This window comes from Chryseobacterium sp. KBW03, assembly GCF_003852415.1.
Lineage (GTDB): Bacteria > Bacteroidota > Bacteroidia > Flavobacteriales > Weeksellaceae > Chryseobacterium > Chryseobacterium viscerum.
Window position 1 is genome coordinate 26,523 of record NZ_QAJO01000018.1, and the last position, 18,399, is coordinate 44,921.

The window sequence follows — 18,399 nt, forward strand, 5'->3', positions numbered from 1 at the left end:
ATGCTTATTATTCACATCTCTTTTTAACGCTGAATTTTGTTTCAAAGAGTGCTGTCATTAGTAAAAATGGCATTTCTATCGCAGATGGATTTTATCTTGATAAGAATAGGATAGAGAGAATGATGAAAGAAAACTAAAAAAATATGGAAATAAGATGTCCTAGCTGTCATGAAATTTTTAAAGCAGAACTTGATCAGGAACTGTTTATTAGAGGAGCCATACAAAGAGGCCAACGTCTGATCATGACCGATTGCCCCAAATGTTATAAACACATCCCCATAAACCCAGCTGATTTATTATCAATGGAAGCTCAAAAAGATGAAGATAAAAAGAACAGTCAATTGGATGGTACCGACTGTCCGGTTTGTTCTGATGGTATTGTAAGCTATATTGATGACGGAAATAAAAAGTTTTGGGGATGCGGAGAATGTGGGAATGTCTGGTTCTCAGAAAAAGATCTTCACAAATCTGTTTTAAATAAAAAAAATTAGATGATCATAATTATTCATTCTATTCAGGAAGGATAACTAATTGCCATTAAATTTTCGGATTTTGAATTGTCTGGATAAACCCCATAAATGTCCTGTTCAATAGGTTTTTCAATGTTCTGCCTGTTTTTGTGTTTTATGTTTGCAGCATAATCATACAAAAATAAAAGACAATGAAAGCAATCAGAAAAATCTCAGCCGTAAGCTTATTATGCTTAACTCTTTTTACAGTAGTGACAATGTCCTGTACTGAAGAAAATGAGCCTCCCACGGTACAGGAGATACAAAATTGGAACCACCAAACTGCCAAAACCCAATTCGTAAACGTTAAAGGAAATGCCATTGCATACCGCGTTTTAGGAAAAGAAGAGGGAACCCCACTGATCCTTTTGCCGGGATTAGGCGGTTCGATGGATGATTGGGATCCTGCAGTGACAGACGGATTGGCAAAAAAATACAAAGTAATCATCTTCGACAACCAAGGAGTTGCTTCATCAAAGGGAACTACTCCCAATACCGTTCAGGCTATGGCCGATGATGCGGTTGATTTTATCAAAGCTTTACATCTGGAGAAAGTAAATATCATGGGATTTTCTATGGGAGGATTTATTGCGCAGAGAATAGTACTGACTAATCCGGCACTCATCAATAAAGTGATTTTAACCGGAACAGGTCCGCAGGGAGCCATCGGATTGTCTAACTTACCTAATATTGTTGCCGGAACAGCAGGATTGAGTCCTGAGGCTTCATTTCTGAAATTTGGATTTACAGAATCTGCCCAAAGTATTACAGAGGGAAAAGCATCCTTTGCAAGAATCCAGCTTCGAACAGTAGACAGGGATCTTCTGTTAAGCGATAATACTTCAAACTCACAGTTTACTGCAGTATTGAGCTGGGCTCAGCCAAATGCTGATGCACTTACCGAAATAAAAAAGATCAAAAATCCTGTGCTGATCGTTCATGGTGAAAATGACCTTCCGGTATCTGTTCAGAATGCTAAAAATATGGCACAGAACCTAGACCATGCAGAACTGGTGATTTTCCCGGATTCTGGACATGCTTCTTTCTATCAATACCATGAGAGTTTTGTTGGAAAAGCCATTGAATTTCTTGGGAAATAAGTGGAATATTAAAATTGAGATATAAAAAAACTCGCTGATTATGAACAGCGAGTTTTTGTTTTTTTATTGATGGAAAGACTTAGCTGAATTTCTTCACAGCCTCCACACTTACAGGAGTAAAGAAGTTAATCATATTTCCATCCGGATCACAGAACAGAAGTGATCTGTTTCCCCAAGGCATGGTTGTCGGTTCCTGGATAATTTCTGAAGTGATCCCTTTGATTCTTTCATACTCTTCGTCCACATTGTTAACCAAAAATTCGATAATGATTGATTTTGCTCCGGCGAAATCGGTTATACCTTCCGAAAACATTTGCATTGTCCGCGTACTTCCAATTGCGATTGTAATAGAATCGGTGGAAAGCTCTGCAAAATCTTCAGTATACCATCGGGCAGCTGCTCCAATAGTTTTTTCGTAAAATTCTACTGATGCTTTGATGTCTTTTGTAATAATTCTTAATGACGTTAATTTCATGTTGTTTAAATTTAAAACAAAAGTAGGGTAGAGTGGTGACAACAGGATGTCAGTAGAAATTAATGAATTTTATTTTTTTACAGAATTTCAAGAATATGATCTGGAAAATAAAAAATCCCGATTCAAATCGGGATTTTATCTTATTTTATGGAGTGGTTATCTGTTGAATGACAAAAGTCTCCGTATCCGTTGTATGGGCTGAGAAATATCCCAAAGCTCCATTGTTGATATTACTGGGTGGGTTTGCTGGTGTGGCACTTCCGCCATTGCCTCCGGAAATCTGAAGCAAAGCACTGTAATAAGTAAATATATTGTTATCTATGCTTTGCATTTCTACATGTATTTTATCTCCCACTACCACTTCATGATCTCTGCCTTTATTATCATCATTCGGAAGAATAAGAGGCTGCTGGTTAGGCAATCCGTTATTGACATTGTCCGAAAAAGTATTCATGTATTTTTTAGGAAGCTCATTGATTGTAAAGCTAAAAAGATAGCGGTTCCCCAATGGTATAGGATCGGTAAAAATCGGTAAAAGGGTATAAGTAGCTTTATCACCAAATTTGAAAGAACTCTGTTCCAGCCCTTCAAAATCAACAACTTCCGGCATCTTGCTCTGAGCGGTATATTGCTTTCCTTCGGCCTGTACTTTCAGGGTATATGTTCTGCCTGGTGTTCCCACAAAAGTAGAGGTTTGGTACATTCCATTTCCTGCGTACTGAAGAGTTTCGGTCTGTCCCATATCATCACTCAAAACAACCTGAGCTCCGGTTACGGCTGGGTATTGGTTGGGTTCTGAAAAACCAACTGATTTTGTGATTTTTACGGTGTAAGGTCCCGGTTTATTGGTCACATTTCCTTCGATGACAATGTTTCCGCTCTGATCGTTTAAATCCAAGTCAATTTCTTTTTCACAAGATGTTAAAGTGAAGAGAGCGAATATAATATAAAATGTATTTTTCATGATTTAGAATTTGAAATTATAAGTGATGTTTGGTACCCAGCGGAATAAAGAAGTCTGCATAGCGCGTGTTGTTCCAGGTCTGTCGGGATTGTCTTCAAAATTAATAGTATAAGCGTTCTCACGGCCATACAGGTTATAAATACCGAACGTCCATGAACCACGGAATCGTTTATTGGAGCTTGGTTCATAAGTAGCACTTATGTCCATTCTGTGATAAGAAGGCATTCTGTCTGCATTTCTGCTGCTGTACTGGAATATAGTTTGTCCGTTCAGCTCATATTTCCCGGTAGGAAAAGTAACCGCATTTCCTGTACTGTAAACAAAAAGTCCGGAAAGAGACCATTTTTGATTAAGCTGGTAAGTGGCAACGATGGAAAGATCATGGGTTTTATCCATTCTTGCATTGTACCATTCATTATTATTAATTCCGTCGATCTTTCTTTCTGTTTTAGAAAGGGTATAGGAGATCCATCCCGTAAGTTTTCCACTTTTCTTTTTGGCAATAAGTTCCAGACCATAGGCTCTTCCTTTTCCAAACAACAGCTCACTTTCTACATCGGATCCCGTATCAAAACCGATCTGAGCCCCGTTTTTGAAGTCGATCTGGTTTTGCATAGACTTATAATATACTTCAGCGTTTAATTCATAATTATTATTGTTGAAGTTTCTGCTGTAGCCCATACTGATCTGGTCTGAAATTTCAGGTTTTACCGTATAGCTGCTTCCTATCCACTGGTCAGTAGGATTTCCACTGTTGCTGTTGCTTAAAAGGTGAAGATTCTGGGTGTTACGGGAATAGCCTCCTTTCACACTGCTGACCTCATTGATGCGGTAGTTGGCACTAATTCGCGGTTCAAGATTCGTATAGGTCTTCCCGAATTTTCCTTTCTCTAAGAATTTACTATCGGTAATTACACCATTTTCATAGGTATTGAAGGTATCGCCTCCAAGGACACTGAACATAGAAAGCCTTAGTCCGTAATTGATCGTTAGCTTTTCCGTTGCTTTATAATCATCATTGATGTAAACCGCATTTTCCCATGAGTATCTCGGATTTCTGGCAAAACTGCTCACCGTAGTACCGGAAGCGCTGCTTGGGGTAAGCGTATGGTAAATCGACTGAAGACCAAAACGCACTGAATGTTTGTTTCCTGCAAACCATGTAAAATCCTGCTTAAGGTTCCAGTCCTGTATTTTTGAATTTAAATCAAATACAGTGTCATCATTTTTCAGACTGATTTTATAATCATAATTACTATAGATGAAAGACGTATTGGAGAATAGCTTACTGCTGATAATACTGTTCCATCTCAAAGTTGCTGTCGTATTTCCCCAGTCTGTATTGAAAGTATCTCCCAGACCCAGTACATCTCTTCCAAAATATCCGGATAGATAGATACGGTTATTTTCATTGATCTGATAGTTGGCTTTCAGGTTAAGATCATAGAAGTATAGCTTGTTGTCTTTATAATCTTTGTTGGTTTTCAGGAATAAATCAGCATAGGTTCTTCTTCCTGAAACAATGAATGAAGATTTCTCCTTTTGAATAGGTCCTTCTACACTCAGTCTGCTGCTGATAAGACCAATTCCACCATTCACGTTATAGTCTTTATTATTTCCGTCTTTCATTTTGACATCCAGTACAGAAGCAAGGCGGCCTCCATATTGGGCAGGGCTGTTTCCTTTAATGATGCTGGCATCTTTCAGGGCATCACTGTTGAATGTACTGAAAAAGCCTAGAAGGTGAGAGGCATTGTAAACCGGTGCTTCATCCAGTAATATCAGGTTCTGATCTGTGGCTCCCCCTCTTACACTGAATCCGCTGCTTCCTTCCCCGTTACTTTTGATACCGGGTAAAAGCTGTATGGTTTTCATAACGTCTTTTTCCCCGAAAAGAACAGGCAGTTTCTCTATACTTTTAATGCTTAACGTTTCCGTTCCCATTTGGGCAGATGTTAAGTTTTTATCCTTTTTAATGCCGCTTATAACGACTTCATCAATTGCTTTTGAGACTTCTTCCTGCTGAATAAGAGGAAGATCAATTTTTATATTTTTGTCAACGGTTATCTGCTGTTCAAAATCTTTGTATCCGGGATTCGAAATAATGATGGTATACTTGCCTTCAGGTAATGAAAGTGAGTAAAAACCATATTCGTTGGCTACAACATTAATCGTGGGATCTTCACTTACTTTTACAGATACTCCGATGAGCAGCTCCCCGTTTTTTTTGTCTTTCACGGTTCCACTTACAGAATAAGCTTGTTGGGCCATTGCCAGGGTGCTGAAGCAGAGCGCAGCGGTAGCTGCGGTAATTTTAAAAAAGGATGTTTGCATTAGTTTATTTTAAAGTAGTAGATCTCTTGTATATGAATTAATGTTTTGATGATACATGATTAGTTGGATGAATAGGAGATTAGTTACACCTAAAGCTTTAATTATGAAATAAATCCATCTAAAAAAAGCTTTTTACAGTATTGTCCCGGTATTTATAAAATAAGAATAAGTGAGAATTGTTAGATGAAAAATAATATTATGTATTGGATATTATTTTATTCGTACGTTTTCTTTATTATTGAAATTAAATAAATTGTTTTTGATTTTTTGGTGTATTTTATTTTAAAATAGTAATCTTGGGTCAGAAAATAGAGCTGTGAAATGGAATAAGGATTGAATGATAATAAGAGTGAAAAATAAAGGCTGTAGAGATTGTGTAATTTTTCATGGTGATTGTTTATATAACATAATGCGCAAGAAAATTTGAACTACGGAACCAATATGATGAAAGCCGCAGATCAAAAAAATTGATCGTTGTCAGCCATTACTGTTCGCAGATATCTTTTAGTTTTCTTCTTCTAATTTTTTATCTAAACTCTGAAATAACTAAAATATTGCATAGTGAGTAATAAAGTTGATTCCCCTTTTTACAATCAGAATATTTTTTAATCATAAAAAACTCAATTATCTGTACCCAACTTTGCTGGGTAATATATTAAACTTTCTTTTAAAAGCTGCGGAGAAATGTCTGGGATTTTTATAGCCAATCACATCCGAAATCTCATTAATATTCATATCACTTTCGAGAAGCATTTTTTTCGCCAGTTCCATTTTAGTATCATTCCAGAATCCGAAAACAGTAGTTCCAAACAGTTCTTTAAATCCTTTTTTTAGAGTAAATTCATTGGTTCCCACCAGATGGGCAAGTTCATTAAGAGAAGCGGTAGCCTGCAGATTATGCGCAATATAATCTCTTACAGCATATATCTTTTCTTCATCTTTTTTGGACAGGCTGTAAGCAGAAGGTGTTTTGTGAAAAAGCTGTTCCAGCTGAAGCAAAAGCAGTTCGCTTATTTTAGCCTCAAGATATATCCTTTTAAAAATCCCTTTTCTGTCACAATGCATAAGATCATTCAGAATCTGGTACATTTCCAAGGTGATATAGTTATGATTCGGCTGAATGAGGGATGAGTTTTGTTTATCAATCGAGTTTCTGAACAGATCAAAGAGTCCAAAGTGTTCGGGGAGAAATTTTTTAAAGAATTCCGGGGCCAGGTTGATTTCTAAAAGATGCATTTCCGGACCGTTGAATTCCATCTTACCTTCCATATGATGGGCATAAATAATATTGTGCTGGTAGCTGTCAAATTCTACCGTTTTCTCGAAGTTTCTCGAAATAGCCTTACTTTTTCCCTTAAGGGCAAAGTGCATTTCTACGGTATCTGCATCGCTTTCAAGATACAGCTGAAGCTGGTTCGCCAATGAAATATTTCCAAAACTGATATGAACATTCGTAAAGCATATTTCGTGATAAAAACCATGTCCATAAGGAGGGCTGAGCTGTGTAATATATTCCTGAATATCAACATTATCTGAGAAATAAATATCAGGATAATCTTTCTCCATAAGCATTTCCCCAAGCGTTTCATTGTATAGCCGTACTGTCATTTCGTTTCCTTTTGTTAGAATTTCCTTATGACGGACTTTTTATTCCGTTTTGCGTACCTCCACTGTTGAATGGATAAGATACTTTTGTACAAAGATAATGTTTATTTAGAATCATTCTTAATAATCAGATTTGTTATTCCCCACACACGGAAAAGTAAAATGAAATAGGTGTGTTTAAAGTGTGTTAAAAATTAATTATTTAAAAAATATGAAATATTCAAGTAAAGTAAAATGGTCTTTTGCAGCGGCAATAGCTGTATCAATATGCTGGCTGATAGGTGATATTTTTGTAGCCGGATTTGATCCCAACCCTGCAGATTATCCATTGTTTTCAAAAACGTATGCAGAACAGGTAAACGTTGAATTTGCCACTTTAATGTTGGAAGGATCTACTTCAAGATTGATGTTTGGTGCCCTTACAGGTCCCTTGCTGCTTCCTGCAACCTGGCTGGTGTATCAGTTTTTTAAAGATACCCAGAAATGGTATGCTGTTTTTGTCTATTGGGTTTTAATGGCCGGCGCGGTTTTATCTCCTTTAGGCCACGCCGGATTCTTCTATGTTGGGGAAATCTATAAAGCAGTTTACCACACAGATCCGGTTTCTCATGCTTATCTTTTGGAGACAGGAAGAGGTTTCATGAAAATGCTGAATATTGCCTGGGGAATGGCCATTGGTGTTCTGGCAATCGGGTGGATTTCATTGGCGGTCTGCATACTTCTCAACAAAACTTTGCTTCCAAAATGGATGGCTTTATTGACACCATTTGTTTTAACGCTGTTGATCATTCCTGTAAAAGGCCTTTTGCCACTTCCTTATTCAGGATGGGTTGGAGGGGCAATATTCAATATTGCATATTTGATATTTTTCAGCTCATTGTTACTCATTTTCAGAAAAAAACTGCTGGATAACAGATGATTCTTAAAAGAACTTTACCATGAGAATAACTTACTATTAAAGTGCAGTGAGAAGTCTTTAAGTCTTAGGATTTAAAGGCTTTTTTGCTTTATAAAATTATTCTTTTGAACCTTCGAACGGAATATTAACCTTATATTGGCTTAAGAATTACGCAGAAGAATATGGGAAATCTAAAAACATGGATAAGAAAGAATGGTTCCACCGTTATACTGATGGTTTTATTCATTATCGTATTGGTAAATAAGGATGCAAAGGCATGGCTGATGAGACAGGTTGCTTCCACCGGAATCCTCAATTCCAGCATATCAGAACCAAAAGAAAAGCAGGATACCTCAAAAAGATTTACCTACGCAGGGTTTATGCTGAAAGATGAAAACGGGAAGATTATTGATATCTCTGCTTTACACAATAAAGTGGTCTTTATCAATTTTTGGGCATCATGGTGCCCTCCCTGCAGAGCTGAGTTTCCGTCTGTTCAGAAACTTTATGATCAATATAAAACGAATCCGGATATGGTATTTCTTACCGTAAACCTTGATGATAATGCGGCTCTTGGAAGATCTTATTTAAAAGAAAAAGGATTTACAGTTCCTTTTCTGGTGCCTGCCGGCAATATTCCTGCTGTGCTTTACAGTGGTTCTTTACCCACAACAGTCGTGATTGACAAAAAAGGAGAGATTCGCCTGCATCATAAAGGATTGGCAGATTACAGCAAAGATTCATTTTACAGAGAGATTGATGAACTGCTGAAGCAAAAACCATAATTTTTAAGTTTAATGATGAGCTCCTTTACCTTATTAACTCTTGAAGAAATTTTCTCCAAAATACTGAAAGAAAAAACACCCCTGCAGAATTTTCCAAAGACCATAACATTTCCTTTCTCCGAGCGATATAAGGATTGGGTTACCCAAATGAATACAAAAGAAATTTCGTCCGAAACAATCCTGTATAACTCAGTGGATGCAGTCAACGAAAATAAAGAATTTGTTCTGCCCAATTATTGGTGTTTCGCTTCTAACGGACAGGGTGACCGATGGTTTTTTAATACAGAGGATCAGGTTTTCTTCTATGACCATGACTATGATGAAAAGCTGGAGCCTATGAATATTAATTTTGAAGAATGGCTGCAAATGGCATTCATCGTGGGTCAGCTGGATGTCTATTATGATGAATATGATAACATCCCAAAATCCATTAAACAGGAGTTTTTTCAAATCCTGAATAGGATCCACCCAACATTAAGTGACAAGTACCCATTTATATTGTAACCCTATTTATATCACAAAAAATATGATTTTAAAAAACTTAGAACAAAAATATAATTTCCACTATCCTGAAGTCTACAGAAGACTATCAGAAGCCGGTATGCTGGATTGGGGAGAATCCGGTGCTGATTGGTATCAGACGATCTTTCCAAAACTGAAAGAGAATCCACCTTTGCTGTTATTCGGGTATGATATTGAGATCTGGAATGATGAGCAGTCCATCAGTGCTTCCATTCATGAAATGTCTGAGGAAGATGATTATAGAAACATTCATGCCGGGTACAGGTTTGTTCCGTTTGCTAAAAATGGGGCAGGGGATCTGTATGCTTTTCAGTTTGATCTTGAAAATGGAGATGATGTTCCGGTTACTTTTATACCCCATGATGATGAGGAAGCTGAGATATTGGCTAAAAATTTCCAGGACTTTATCTTTCGCCAGCTCCTTGAAGCGGTCGTAGAAATAGATGAAGACTCTATGTTTTATGAAGAAAATGAAGGGGATCTGAAACAAAACCTGCTCAACCAGTTAAAAACGCATGAACCGTATTTAGTACCCAAGCACATTGATATTCTGAATGAAATTTATCAGAGAGATATTTTTGAATACACCTACAAAGTACCCGCTGGCAATACATTTGAAACAGAAGGGCTCATTACGTTTGATGAAATGGAAGAAATCCTGAAAAAGGAGATTGCTTTTGACAGACTGAACACAAAGTTCAATTATACAAAAGAAATAAAATGAGTCTTTATATAAAAAGTCTGTTTAAACGAACCACAAAAGTCACAAAAGTTTTTTTTAAAACACTTTAGACAGTTTAAAATAATACAGAATAAGTCCACATAAGCTCCCAATCTTTTGTGCCTTTTGTGGTTTAATAAAAAAGTTTAAACAGTTTTAAAAATAAAAAGCCTGCAAATGAAAGATTGCAGGCTTTTTTATGGATGGATTTCTCATTACTATAGGGATTTCTGCTTTGAAAAAACAGTAAATTTATACCATAAGAAATAAATAGAATATGGAGCAGCTAAGGACTCACATCGAAAAAATAATCCCTCTAAATGATAGCGAATTTGAATTCATATCATCCTGCTTTACCTATAAAAAATATAAGAAACATCAGTTTTTGGTGCAGGAAGGAGAAGCTGTACCCTACAATTATTTTGTATTGAAAGGTCTGTTGAAATTGGTGTATTCTGATGAAACAGGAAAAGAACATATTATCGGATTTGCCATGGAAGATTGGTGGGAAACCGATTTTCCGGCTTACTATCAGCAGACTCTGGCAACGATGTCTCTGGAATGTCTTGAAGATACAGAAGTATGGTGTCTTACGTTAAACGATTATAAAAAGCTCTGTACCCAGCTTCCAAAACTTGAACATTTCTTCCTTGAGAAAGCATATATGGGATTTATTACAGCGCAGCAGCGTACTATTTCAATGATGACAACAGGTATCAAAGACCGTTATGACCAGCTTTTGAAAAAATACCCTTCTTTAGTTCAGCGGGTTCCGAAATCTCTTTTGGCAGCATATCTGGGAGTATCCAGAGAAACTTTAAGCCGTCTGTCATTGTAAAATGTGACTGCACTCACACCATATTCGTGATCCGGATCACAGGGATTTGCTATATGTATTCTGCAATTTTGCACTGTAAACCTATAACAAATTCAATACAATGGAAAAAAGAATAATTAATCCATGGAAATGGCAGGACGAGAGAAGCTATTCTCAGGCTGTAGAAGTAAAAGATGTTGAAAGTACTTTATACTGTTCAGGGCAGGCTGCTATTGATTCTGACGGAACATCCAGTGATAAGGATATGAAATCCCAGTTGGAACAGGCTATTTCTAATCTGGAAGAACTAATCAATTCAGCAGGATATGAGTGTAAGAGCATTGTCCGATTAAATATCTATACAACCTCTACAGAAGAACTTTGGCCCTATTTCCCCATTCTTCAGGAGTGGATCGCTAAGCATAAGATTCAGCAGGCTGTAACAATGCTGGAAGTAAAAGGCTTATTTGAAACATTAAAAGTTGAGCTCGAAGCGACAGTGGTAAAATAAATGAGAAATATAAATTAAAAAAAGACCTTCAAATCAATTTTTGAAGGTCTTTTTCTTTCAAAAGGCTTAATATAAAGATCTCTGAACACGCAATTTCACTAATAATGATGGGTTTTGTTCTGGTGTAGGAGATGTCATTTCTTTCAGAATACAGTGGTAATTTTAACGATGAAATATATTCAACAAAACGAATATTATATTAAATATATTTCAATAATTTATTGTAATAGTTTGTGTTATGAAAAAAAATAAATAATTATTTTTCATTTTAAATTTTCACCATTGTGTGGAATTTGTTATATTTGATTGAATATAAGGTGATTATTTTAATTGAATTTATATTCATAACGAAACAAACACCTTCATATCACCAGAAAATTTTTAAATATTAACTAAAAAAAGAATTTATTATGAAACGTAAACTCGTCTATTTTTTACTTCTTTTGACAAGTAATTTTATTTTTCTAAATGCACAGGTAGGTATTAACACTACTAACCCGCAAGGAGTTTTTAATATTGATGGTGCTAAGGATAATCCCACTACGGGAATCCCATCTGTAGCACAACAAGCCAATGATGTGGCTGTTACTGTTGCAGGAAATATGGGAATAGGGACTACAGTTCCTACCAATAAGCTCCATATCAATGGAACAGATCCGCTGCGTCTGCAGGGAGTTGGAATGGGAAATACTACCACAGACCCTCTGTTGGTGATTGATGCTAATGGTGTTGTAAAGAACATTGGTACATTAGGAGCCTTATCTATTCCTAGTCCCGCGGTTTTCCGGCTGGAAACGGGCCAAACTGACTTTTTACAGGCTCAGGCCGCAGGAGGATCACTGGCAGTACCTATGACTATTATAAAAAATTCTATTGTAGGATTGACTTATAATGCAGGTACAAGTACAATCACTTTTCCTGCGGGAACGTATCAGATTACATTTGTTTATGAAGCGGTACATAATGCTGCAGCATGTACAGTTAGTTCTTATTTTGTAGATTTTCCTTTGAATGCTACAACTTCCAGGGTTCACAGCACCGCAGCACATTCGCAAGGAGCACTTTCCAATCATGGAGGAACAATTACTTATGCAACTACAGTTCCGGCCAACAGAACCTGGCAGATTAACCTCGGTAGAGGTCAGTCAGGTAACTGTTCAGGTGCAGGAATGAACCTGGGAGCAACGTCTACCCAGATGCTTGTTTTCCGAATTGGAGATTAATCCTATACATGTTCCCAAGGCATTAATCAATCAAAAAAGATTCTATTGACACAAATACTAAAGCACTGGTTTTTACTGGTGCTTTGTTGTATTGAGAAAGTAGGATAAGGATTATTGTAAACAGATTTTTTTAGAAGTAAAGCTTTTCATACATTTATATAGATTAATCAATACTCATTATCAAGATGAATATTCAACTTTTTTCAAAAAATGCTTTAGTAGGTGGGGCTACACAGGGAATCGGTGCCGGAATTGCCACAGAATTAGCAAAATGCGGAGCCAATGTTACCGTTATGGCCCGTAATGAAACAAAACTTAAAGATTTTGTTTCTTCACTCCCAATAATCAATTATGATCAGAAACATGAGTATCTGGTGGCTGACTTTTCGGATGTTGAAAGCTATAAAAAAATTATTGCAGGATATTTTAATACTCATTCGGTAGATATTCTGGTTAACAATACAAACGGTCCGGAACCTGGTTTGGCTTTTGATAAAAATGCAGAGGATTACCAGAAGGCATTTGATCTTCTTTTTAAAACGGTTTGCGAAACAACATTACTGGCTCTGCCTCATATGATCAAACAGAGAAACGGACGTATCATCAATGTTTCTTCACTATCGGTAAAAGAACCGATCGCCAATCTGGCTCTTTCCAATTCTATCCGTTCTGCAGTAATCGCCTGGGCAAAGACCCTTTCTAATGAAGTTGCACAGCATAATATCACTATAAATAATGTTTTAACGGGGTATTTTGATACCGAGCGAATTCAAAAACTCGTTACCCATGAAGCGCAGCAGACCGGTACTCCTGCAGAAGAAATAAAAAAAGCGAGAGAAAATAAAATTCCAATGAAAAGATTCGGACAGCCTGAGGAATATGGCCATCTGGTTGCTTTCCTGGCATCAGAATATGCCGCTTATCTTACCGGAACAAGTATCCCTTTGGATGGAGGTTTGAATAATACCTATTAAAATTTTCAGACCCCTAATCTATTTATACAGTTATCATTGTAAACTTATTGAATTGAGTTAAAGCTTTTGCTGTTTTTTGGATTTTATCATCTGAATATTTTTATTCTAAATAATATTTTCAACTTTCATGTAATAAACCCTTTTTTTCAGTTGTCATATAGATATTGGAAAATAATATATGAAAAACTGGTCTTTTAAAAAATGGAACACCGTAGTGGGATGGTTCCTTTTCGCTGTTGCGCTTATCACGTATCTCTCAACTATAGAACATTCCCTGAGTTTTTGGGATTGCGGGGAATATATATCTTCAGCCGTAAAATTGGAAGTAACTCATGCTCCGGGAGCTGCTTTATTCCAGATTGTGGGAGCGGTGGCAAGTATTTTTGCATTGGGAAATTCAGAAAATTATTCTATTGTGATCAATGCGATGTCAGCAGTATTCAGTGCTTTTACCATTCTGTTTCTGTTCTGGACGATTACCCATTTTGTAAGACGGCTTTTAAATAAAGATTTTGAAGACCTTACCAGATCTCAGAAGATTTCAATACTCTTTGCCGGAGTAATCGGAGCTTTATGCTTTACGTTTTCAGATACTTTCTGGTTCTCGGCGGTAGAAGGAGAGGTGTATGCGATGGCTTCTCTGTTTATTGCACTGCTGGTCTGGCTTATTACCAAATGGGAAAACGAATATAAGGCAGCTGACAGCGAAAGATGGATCATTCTTATTTTCTTTATAATAGGTCTTTCTGTAGGGGTTCATATGATGTGTATGCTGGCAATTCCGGCTATATGTCTGGTGTATTACGCCAGAAACTATACTTTTTCCTGGAAGAGTTTTATAATAGCCAATCTGGTTACATTGGGAATTCTTGCATTTGTATTCAAATTTATTTTCCCTTTGATCATGACTTTGTTTGGGAAACTTGAAATTTTCTTTGTGAATGGACTGAGGCTTCCTTTCCATTCAGGGACGATTGTTGCGTTTGTTCTCATGACCGTAATCAGTTATCTTTTGATTAAATATGCCAGAAAAGCCAAAAGAAAGCTTTACCAGACTATCGTTTTATCTCTTGTATACATGATTATTGGTTTCTCATGCTGGCTGGTGATTCCGATCAGAGCGAATGCCAATCCTCCGATGAATCTTAATGACCCGGATACGGCAATCGGAATGAGAGATTATTATAACAGGGTACAGTATGGAGACTGGCCTACCATTTACGGACAGAACTACACGGCATTTCTTGACAAAAATGGATTGGAAAAAGATGAAGACGGAAGCTATAAAAGAGATGTCACTGGAGATATTTACGAAAAAGATGAAAAAACCGGAACGTACAGAAAAACCGGGGAAAGATTCAATTATGTGTTTAATAAATCCCATATCAGTTTTATGCCGAGGATGTTCAATGAAGATAAAGAGGTGACTGCCAATTATATTTCCTTGTATGGAGCTCCGGATTTTACCTTCAATTATGACAATGCAGAGGTAGCAGACAATCCGGAGGCTAAACGGATTTTTGAGGAGCTGAGAGCGAAATATGAAGGAGATTCTATCACAGCAGAAGATTATCTGAAGGTAAAACCTTATGATCTTATCAAAGTAAAACGCCCTTCCTTCGCTCAAAATATGGATTATTTTATTTCTTTCCAGAACGGATACTATTTTGTAAGATATCTGATGTGGAATTTTGCTGGAAGACAAAATGATCTTGAGGGACATATGGAAAATACCAATGGCAACTGGATCTCAGGATTTTCTTTTATAGATAATGCAATGTTGGGTGATCAGGATCATATGCCTGCCAAATTTAAAAACGAAAGTACCGTAAAGTTTTTTTTCCTTCCATTGATATTAGGTTTGATTGGCTTCTTTTTCCAGCTAAACAGAGATTTCGGAAGGTTTTATGCCATCCTTTCATTGTTTGTTCTGACAAGCATGGGAATTGTCTTTTATACCGGAGTAAAGCCATTCGAAGTAAGAGAAAGAGACTATGCAATGGTAGGGTCATTCTATGCCTTTGCGATCTGGATCGGTTTGGGAGCGGGCGCTATACTTTGGTCAATTCAATCTAAGCTTAAATCCAGTACAGCCCCTGTTGTTTTGGGAATTGTATTATTAGGAATTCCTTTTATGATGGGCTTCCAGAATTATACTTCACATGACAGAAGCAGAAAAACGGCGGCCCGTGATTATGCATATTCATTTTTACGTTCGCTGCCTAAAAACGATATTATTTTCATTTATGGTGACAATGATACTTTTCCGGTATGGGCAATTCAGGAAACGGAAAGATTCAGGGATGATGTAAAAACGGTCAACTTTACTCTTTTGGCGACACCATGGAGTATCGATCAGGTAAAAAGAAGAACATACAATGCCATGGGAATTCCGGGAGAGTTGACCCATGAAGAATACAGAGATGGTGTAAATGATCAGGTATATCTGATGAAAAAAGAAGACTGGGAAGGGTTTTTCCAAATGTTGAAAGAACAGGGAGCCCCCGATACAGAATTTCAGGAGTTCAGAAAATATCTGACTCAGGATTCCCTCACGTTGAAAGATGCTATCAAATTCCTAAAATTAAAATCATCCGCAAAGGATGAACTATTGAAAATGTATTTTGGCGAAAAGCAGTATGAAAAGTACAATATTCTTCCGGTAAGTAAATTTATTCTTCCTGTAAATAAGGAAAATGCTGTAAAATCAGGAATCATTAACAAGGCTGATCTTCCCAATGCGGTGGATCAGATTATGATCAATTATGAGGCGAATACCCTTTATAAAAGCAATCTGATGATGCTGGACATGCTGGCCAATTTCGACTGGAAACGACCTGTAAATTTCTCATCAGGCGGAATGTATGACAGTGAAAATATTTTTTATCTTGATGAATATCTGCAGTTTGATGGTTTCAGTTACAGGCTGGTTCCTATTCATACTCCCCAAAGTCCGGATGGAGATAAAGGAAGGGTAGACGCCAATTCTCTTTATCAGGTGGTAAAAAACTTCAGATGGGGTAATTTTAAAGACCTTAGTATTCATTATGATGAAACGGCTACTTCAAATATTCTGGGCTACAGGATGTCCGTAAGCAGAGCAGTGTCTGCACTTGTAGTAAGCGGACAGAAAGCTAAGGCCCTAGAATTACTGGATCTTGCGGCAAAAGAAATTCCTGTTGAGAAATACAACGACCCACGCTCATTAAGCTCAATGGTAACCGGATATATTGTTGCGGGGCAGGAGCAGAAAGGTCTTCAGCTGGTAGAAACTCTCAAGAAAGGAATATTTGAAGAATATGATTACTATCAGAATCTTTCGCCTTCATTTAAGGCTGCGTCCAAAAGACCGATGAGGTCAAAACCAATGGAATATGCATTAGTTGTTTCGGCGGTTACGGATGCTTATAAAACTTTGGGGCAGAACGAAAAAGCACATGCATATGTTTTAAAATCTGTTACGCCGATCGACAAAAAATTCAATGCTTTTGTAAACAGATTACAGCAAATGGGTAAAGAGAAAGCGATGAAGGAATCTGAAAATGTCCGACAGATTGCTCCTTTTTATCAATATTTATTCAATGTTATGGAGCCTTTTGACTCTGCTTATTCCAGGAAAAAAGAAATTGAAATAACCAATGCCATGATGAAAGCAACGCAGTAAACGATATGTGAAAAAACAGGCTGTCTCATATAAATAATGTTTAATTATTTGACTTTTGAGACAGCCTGTTTTTTTGTTATCTATTTTTAAAGGACAGCAGTGAACTCTTTTTCCTGTCGGATAGCTTTCGGAAACAGAATATTATTTTCGAGATGAATATGTTTATGCAAATCATTTTCAAAATCCTGAAGCATTGCAAAAGCAACCTTATACGTGTTGCAGGCGTCTGATGGAGGAAGATATTCATGGGTGATTTCTGCAATCTTTCTGAAACGGTCACCTTCTACTGTATGGTCGTGCTGCATCATATGAACAGGATTTTCCACTGTTCCAAAAACGGGTTGCTGCAGAGATCCACCGGATATTTTTGCCTTCATCATATTTCTTACAAAAGGAAACAGGATGAGTTCTTCTTTTTTCATATGAGCTGACAGGTCGTGAGCTGATTCGTTAAATAAAGTATTGATTTCAAACAGTTCAGGATGTCTCTCTCCATGAACTTTGCATAGTTTCTCAAGGAAAGCTTGTAAAACCGGAGTTTTTTCTTCCACATAGCGGTGATGGGTTTTCTCAATATAATCTGCCAGCAGATCCAAAGGCCAGCTGTTGAAGTCTATTGATGCCCCTTCATTTTTGGGTAATGCTTCCAGTTCTTCATAAATCTTTTCAGATGGAAGTTTCTTATTGCTGCAGGCTTCTTCAATAGTTCTTCCTCCTTTACAGCAGAAATCAATGCCATGTCTTTTAAAAACAGCAGCTGTTCTGAAATCTTCAGCCACCATATTTCCTATAAAGTCTGTTCTTGTGTTCATAATATGATACTTTTTTGTTTTTGATTACTTTTTGAGTGACAGGATATATTTTACCATCAGCTTGGCGTCTTCTTTACTTAATCCTGTGTGAGGAGCCATCGAAATGTCTCCCCAGTTACCTTTTCCTCCATCAACGATTTTTTGTGCCAGCATATCGAGATCTGCATCTGTATATTTTGCAGCAACTTCCTGGTAAGAAGGTCCGATTAATTTTGAATCCACCTTATGGCAGGTAAGACAGTCGGTTTCCTGAATTAATTGTAATCCTTTATCCCCAGTTGGATTCGGTATTGTGACAGGAGCCGGAGGAGCTTCTACGGGGGGTGGAGCTGTCTGCTGAGCGGTAGGATCAGGCTGCGGAATGGGAGTGGTTTCTGTTTTGGAACAGGAAAATAAAACGAATGACAGTACCAGAATAATGAGCGTTTTTAGCAATTGTGTTTTCATCATGTAGGGTATTTTAAGATATAATTTCATATTGATTT

General features: G+C 37.1%; 17 protein-coding genes. 11 read left to right on the top strand and 6 right to left on the bottom strand.

From position 1 onward, the window contains the following. Positions 1–143 precede the first annotated feature (143 nt). On the top strand, positions 144–491 hold the full coding sequence (locus DBR39_RS23580; RefSeq protein WP_124537112.1) for a hypothetical protein: 348 nt from the start codon (positions 144–146) through the stop codon (positions 489–491). A gap of 170 nt (positions 492–661) precedes the next feature. Next, positions 662–1,609 (top strand): alpha/beta fold hydrolase, encoded by a 948-nt coding sequence (locus DBR39_RS23585; RefSeq protein WP_124537113.1) that lies wholly within the window; start codon positions 662–664, stop codon positions 1,607–1,609. A gap of 79 nt (positions 1,610–1,688) precedes the next feature. On the opposite strand, the gene DBR39_RS23590 is transcribed toward DBR39_RS23585, so the two are convergent. The 4 genes from DBR39_RS23590 to DBR39_RS23605 form a co-directional block, all read right to left on the bottom strand. After that, positions 1,689–2,084: a VOC family protein gene (locus DBR39_RS23590; protein WP_124537114.1), complete on the bottom strand. Its 396-nt coding sequence runs from the start codon at positions 2,082–2,084 to the stop codon at positions 1,689–1,691. A gap of 145 nt (positions 2,085–2,229) precedes the next feature. Continuing rightward, positions 2,230–3,048, bottom strand: a complete 819-nt coding sequence (locus DBR39_RS23595; protein WP_124537115.1) for a DUF4249 domain-containing protein — start codon at positions 3,046–3,048, stop codon at positions 2,230–2,232. Between the two features lie 3 nt (positions 3,049–3,051). After that, positions 3,052–5,382: a TonB-dependent receptor gene (locus DBR39_RS23600; protein WP_124537116.1), complete on the bottom strand. Its 2,331-nt coding sequence runs from the start codon at positions 5,380–5,382 to the stop codon at positions 3,052–3,054. Between the two features lie 624 nt (positions 5,383–6,006). Beyond that, positions 6,007–6,990, bottom strand: a complete 984-nt coding sequence (locus tag DBR39_RS23605) for a helix-turn-helix transcriptional regulator (protein WP_124537117.1) — start codon at positions 6,988–6,990, stop codon at positions 6,007–6,009. A 208-nt stretch (positions 6,991–7,198) separates the two neighbouring features. Between DBR39_RS23605 and DBR39_RS23610 the strand changes: the two genes are divergently transcribed. From DBR39_RS23610 to DBR39_RS23650, 9 genes are all read left to right on the top strand, one after another. After that, complete coding sequence (locus DBR39_RS23610) at positions 7,199–7,906, top strand: DUF6796 family protein (RefSeq protein ID WP_124537118.1); 708 nt, start codon at positions 7,199–7,201, stop codon at positions 7,904–7,906. 161 nt (positions 7,907–8,067) lie between these two features. Then, positions 8,068–8,670, top strand: a complete 603-nt coding sequence (locus DBR39_RS23615) for a TlpA family protein disulfide reductase (RefSeq protein ID WP_124537119.1) — start codon at positions 8,068–8,070, stop codon at positions 8,668–8,670. Positions 8,671–8,682: 12 nt separating this feature from the next. Continuing rightward, complete coding sequence (locus DBR39_RS23620; protein WP_124537120.1) at positions 8,683–9,174, top strand: SMI1/KNR4 family protein; 492 nt, start codon at positions 8,683–8,685, stop codon at positions 9,172–9,174. Positions 9,175–9,196: 22 nt separating this feature from the next. After that, positions 9,197–9,916 (top strand): SMI1/KNR4 family protein, encoded by a 720-nt coding sequence (locus DBR39_RS23625; protein ID WP_124537121.1) that lies wholly within the window; start codon positions 9,197–9,199, stop codon positions 9,914–9,916. A 274-nt stretch (positions 9,917–10,190) separates the two neighbouring features. After that, the gene (locus DBR39_RS23630) at positions 10,191–10,751 is read left to right on the top strand and encodes a Crp/Fnr family transcriptional regulator (RefSeq protein WP_124537122.1); all 561 of its coding nucleotides are present in this window, start codon (positions 10,191–10,193) and stop codon (positions 10,749–10,751) included. A gap of 100 nt (positions 10,752–10,851) precedes the next feature. Next, the gene (locus DBR39_RS23635) at positions 10,852–11,241 is read left to right on the top strand and encodes a RidA family protein (RefSeq protein WP_124537123.1); all 390 of its coding nucleotides are present in this window, start codon (positions 10,852–10,854) and stop codon (positions 11,239–11,241) included. Positions 11,242–11,651: 410 nt separating this feature from the next. Continuing rightward, positions 11,652–12,464 (top strand): hypothetical protein, encoded by an 813-nt coding sequence (locus DBR39_RS23640; protein WP_124537124.1) that lies wholly within the window; start codon positions 11,652–11,654, stop codon positions 12,462–12,464. A gap of 185 nt (positions 12,465–12,649) precedes the next feature. After that, positions 12,650–13,438 (top strand): SDR family oxidoreductase, encoded by a 789-nt coding sequence (locus tag DBR39_RS23645; RefSeq protein ID WP_124537125.1) that lies wholly within the window; start codon positions 12,650–12,652, stop codon positions 13,436–13,438. A 178-nt stretch (positions 13,439–13,616) separates the two neighbouring features. Beyond that, on the top strand, positions 13,617–17,102 hold the full coding sequence (locus DBR39_RS23650; RefSeq protein WP_124537126.1) for a DUF2723 domain-containing protein: 3,486 nt from the start codon (positions 13,617–13,619) through the stop codon (positions 17,100–17,102). A gap of 86 nt (positions 17,103–17,188) precedes the next feature. Here DBR39_RS23650 and ric read toward each other — a convergent pair whose 3' ends face one another. Further along, positions 17,189–17,914: an iron-sulfur cluster repair di-iron protein gene (gene ric / locus DBR39_RS23655; RefSeq protein WP_124537127.1), complete on the bottom strand. Its 726-nt coding sequence runs from the start codon at positions 17,912–17,914 to the stop codon at positions 17,189–17,191. A 24-nt stretch (positions 17,915–17,938) separates the two neighbouring features. After that, positions 17,939–18,391 (bottom strand): c-type cytochrome, encoded by a 453-nt coding sequence (locus DBR39_RS23660; RefSeq protein WP_228447908.1) that lies wholly within the window; start codon positions 18,389–18,391, stop codon positions 17,939–17,941. Positions 18,392–18,399: the final 8 nt, after the last annotated feature.

What these genes read in the sequence shown, in the direction of transcription:
- DBR39_RS23580 (WP_124537112.1), top strand. Translation starts at nt 144, where the DNA reads ATGGAAATAAGATGTCCTAGCTGTCATGAAATTTTTAAAGCAGAACTT.
- DBR39_RS23585 (WP_124537113.1), top strand. Translation starts at nt 662, where the DNA reads ATGAAAGCAATCAGAAAAATCTCAGCCGTAAGCTTATTATGCTTAACT.
- DBR39_RS23590 (WP_124537114.1), bottom strand. Translation starts at nt 2,084, where the DNA reads ATGAAATTAACGTCATTAAGAATTATTACAAAAGACATCAAAGCATCA.
- DBR39_RS23595 (WP_124537115.1), bottom strand. Translation starts at nt 3,048, where the DNA reads ATGAAAAATACATTTTATATTATATTCGCTCTCTTCACTTTAACATCT.
- DBR39_RS23600 (WP_124537116.1), bottom strand. Translation starts at nt 5,382, where the DNA reads ATGCAAACATCCTTTTTTAAAATTACCGCAGCTACCGCTGCGCTCTGC.
- DBR39_RS23605 (WP_124537117.1), bottom strand. Translation starts at nt 6,990, where the DNA reads ATGACAGTACGGCTATACAATGAAACGCTTGGGGAAATGCTTATGGAG.
- DBR39_RS23610 (WP_124537118.1), top strand. Translation starts at nt 7,199, where the DNA reads ATGAAATATTCAAGTAAAGTAAAATGGTCTTTTGCAGCGGCAATAGCT.
- DBR39_RS23615 (WP_124537119.1), top strand. Translation starts at nt 8,068, where the DNA reads ATGGGAAATCTAAAAACATGGATAAGAAAGAATGGTTCCACCGTTATA.
- DBR39_RS23620 (WP_124537120.1), top strand. Translation starts at nt 8,683, where the DNA reads ATGATGAGCTCCTTTACCTTATTAACTCTTGAAGAAATTTTCTCCAAA.
- DBR39_RS23625 (WP_124537121.1), top strand. Translation starts at nt 9,197, where the DNA reads ATGATTTTAAAAAACTTAGAACAAAAATATAATTTCCACTATCCTGAA.
- DBR39_RS23630 (WP_124537122.1), top strand. Translation starts at nt 10,191, where the DNA reads ATGGAGCAGCTAAGGACTCACATCGAAAAAATAATCCCTCTAAATGAT.
- DBR39_RS23635 (WP_124537123.1), top strand. Translation starts at nt 10,852, where the DNA reads ATGGAAAAAAGAATAATTAATCCATGGAAATGGCAGGACGAGAGAAGC.
- DBR39_RS23640 (WP_124537124.1), top strand. Translation starts at nt 11,652, where the DNA reads ATGAAACGTAAACTCGTCTATTTTTTACTTCTTTTGACAAGTAATTTT.
- DBR39_RS23645 (WP_124537125.1), top strand. Translation starts at nt 12,650, where the DNA reads ATGAATATTCAACTTTTTTCAAAAAATGCTTTAGTAGGTGGGGCTACA.
- DBR39_RS23650 (WP_124537126.1), top strand. Translation starts at nt 13,617, where the DNA reads ATGAAAAACTGGTCTTTTAAAAAATGGAACACCGTAGTGGGATGGTTC.
- ric (WP_124537127.1), bottom strand. Translation starts at nt 17,914, where the DNA reads ATGAACACAAGAACAGACTTTATAGGAAATATGGTGGCTGAAGATTTC.
- DBR39_RS23660 (WP_228447908.1), bottom strand. Translation starts at nt 18,391, where the DNA reads ATGAAATTATATCTTAAAATACCCTACATGATGAAAACACAATTGCTA.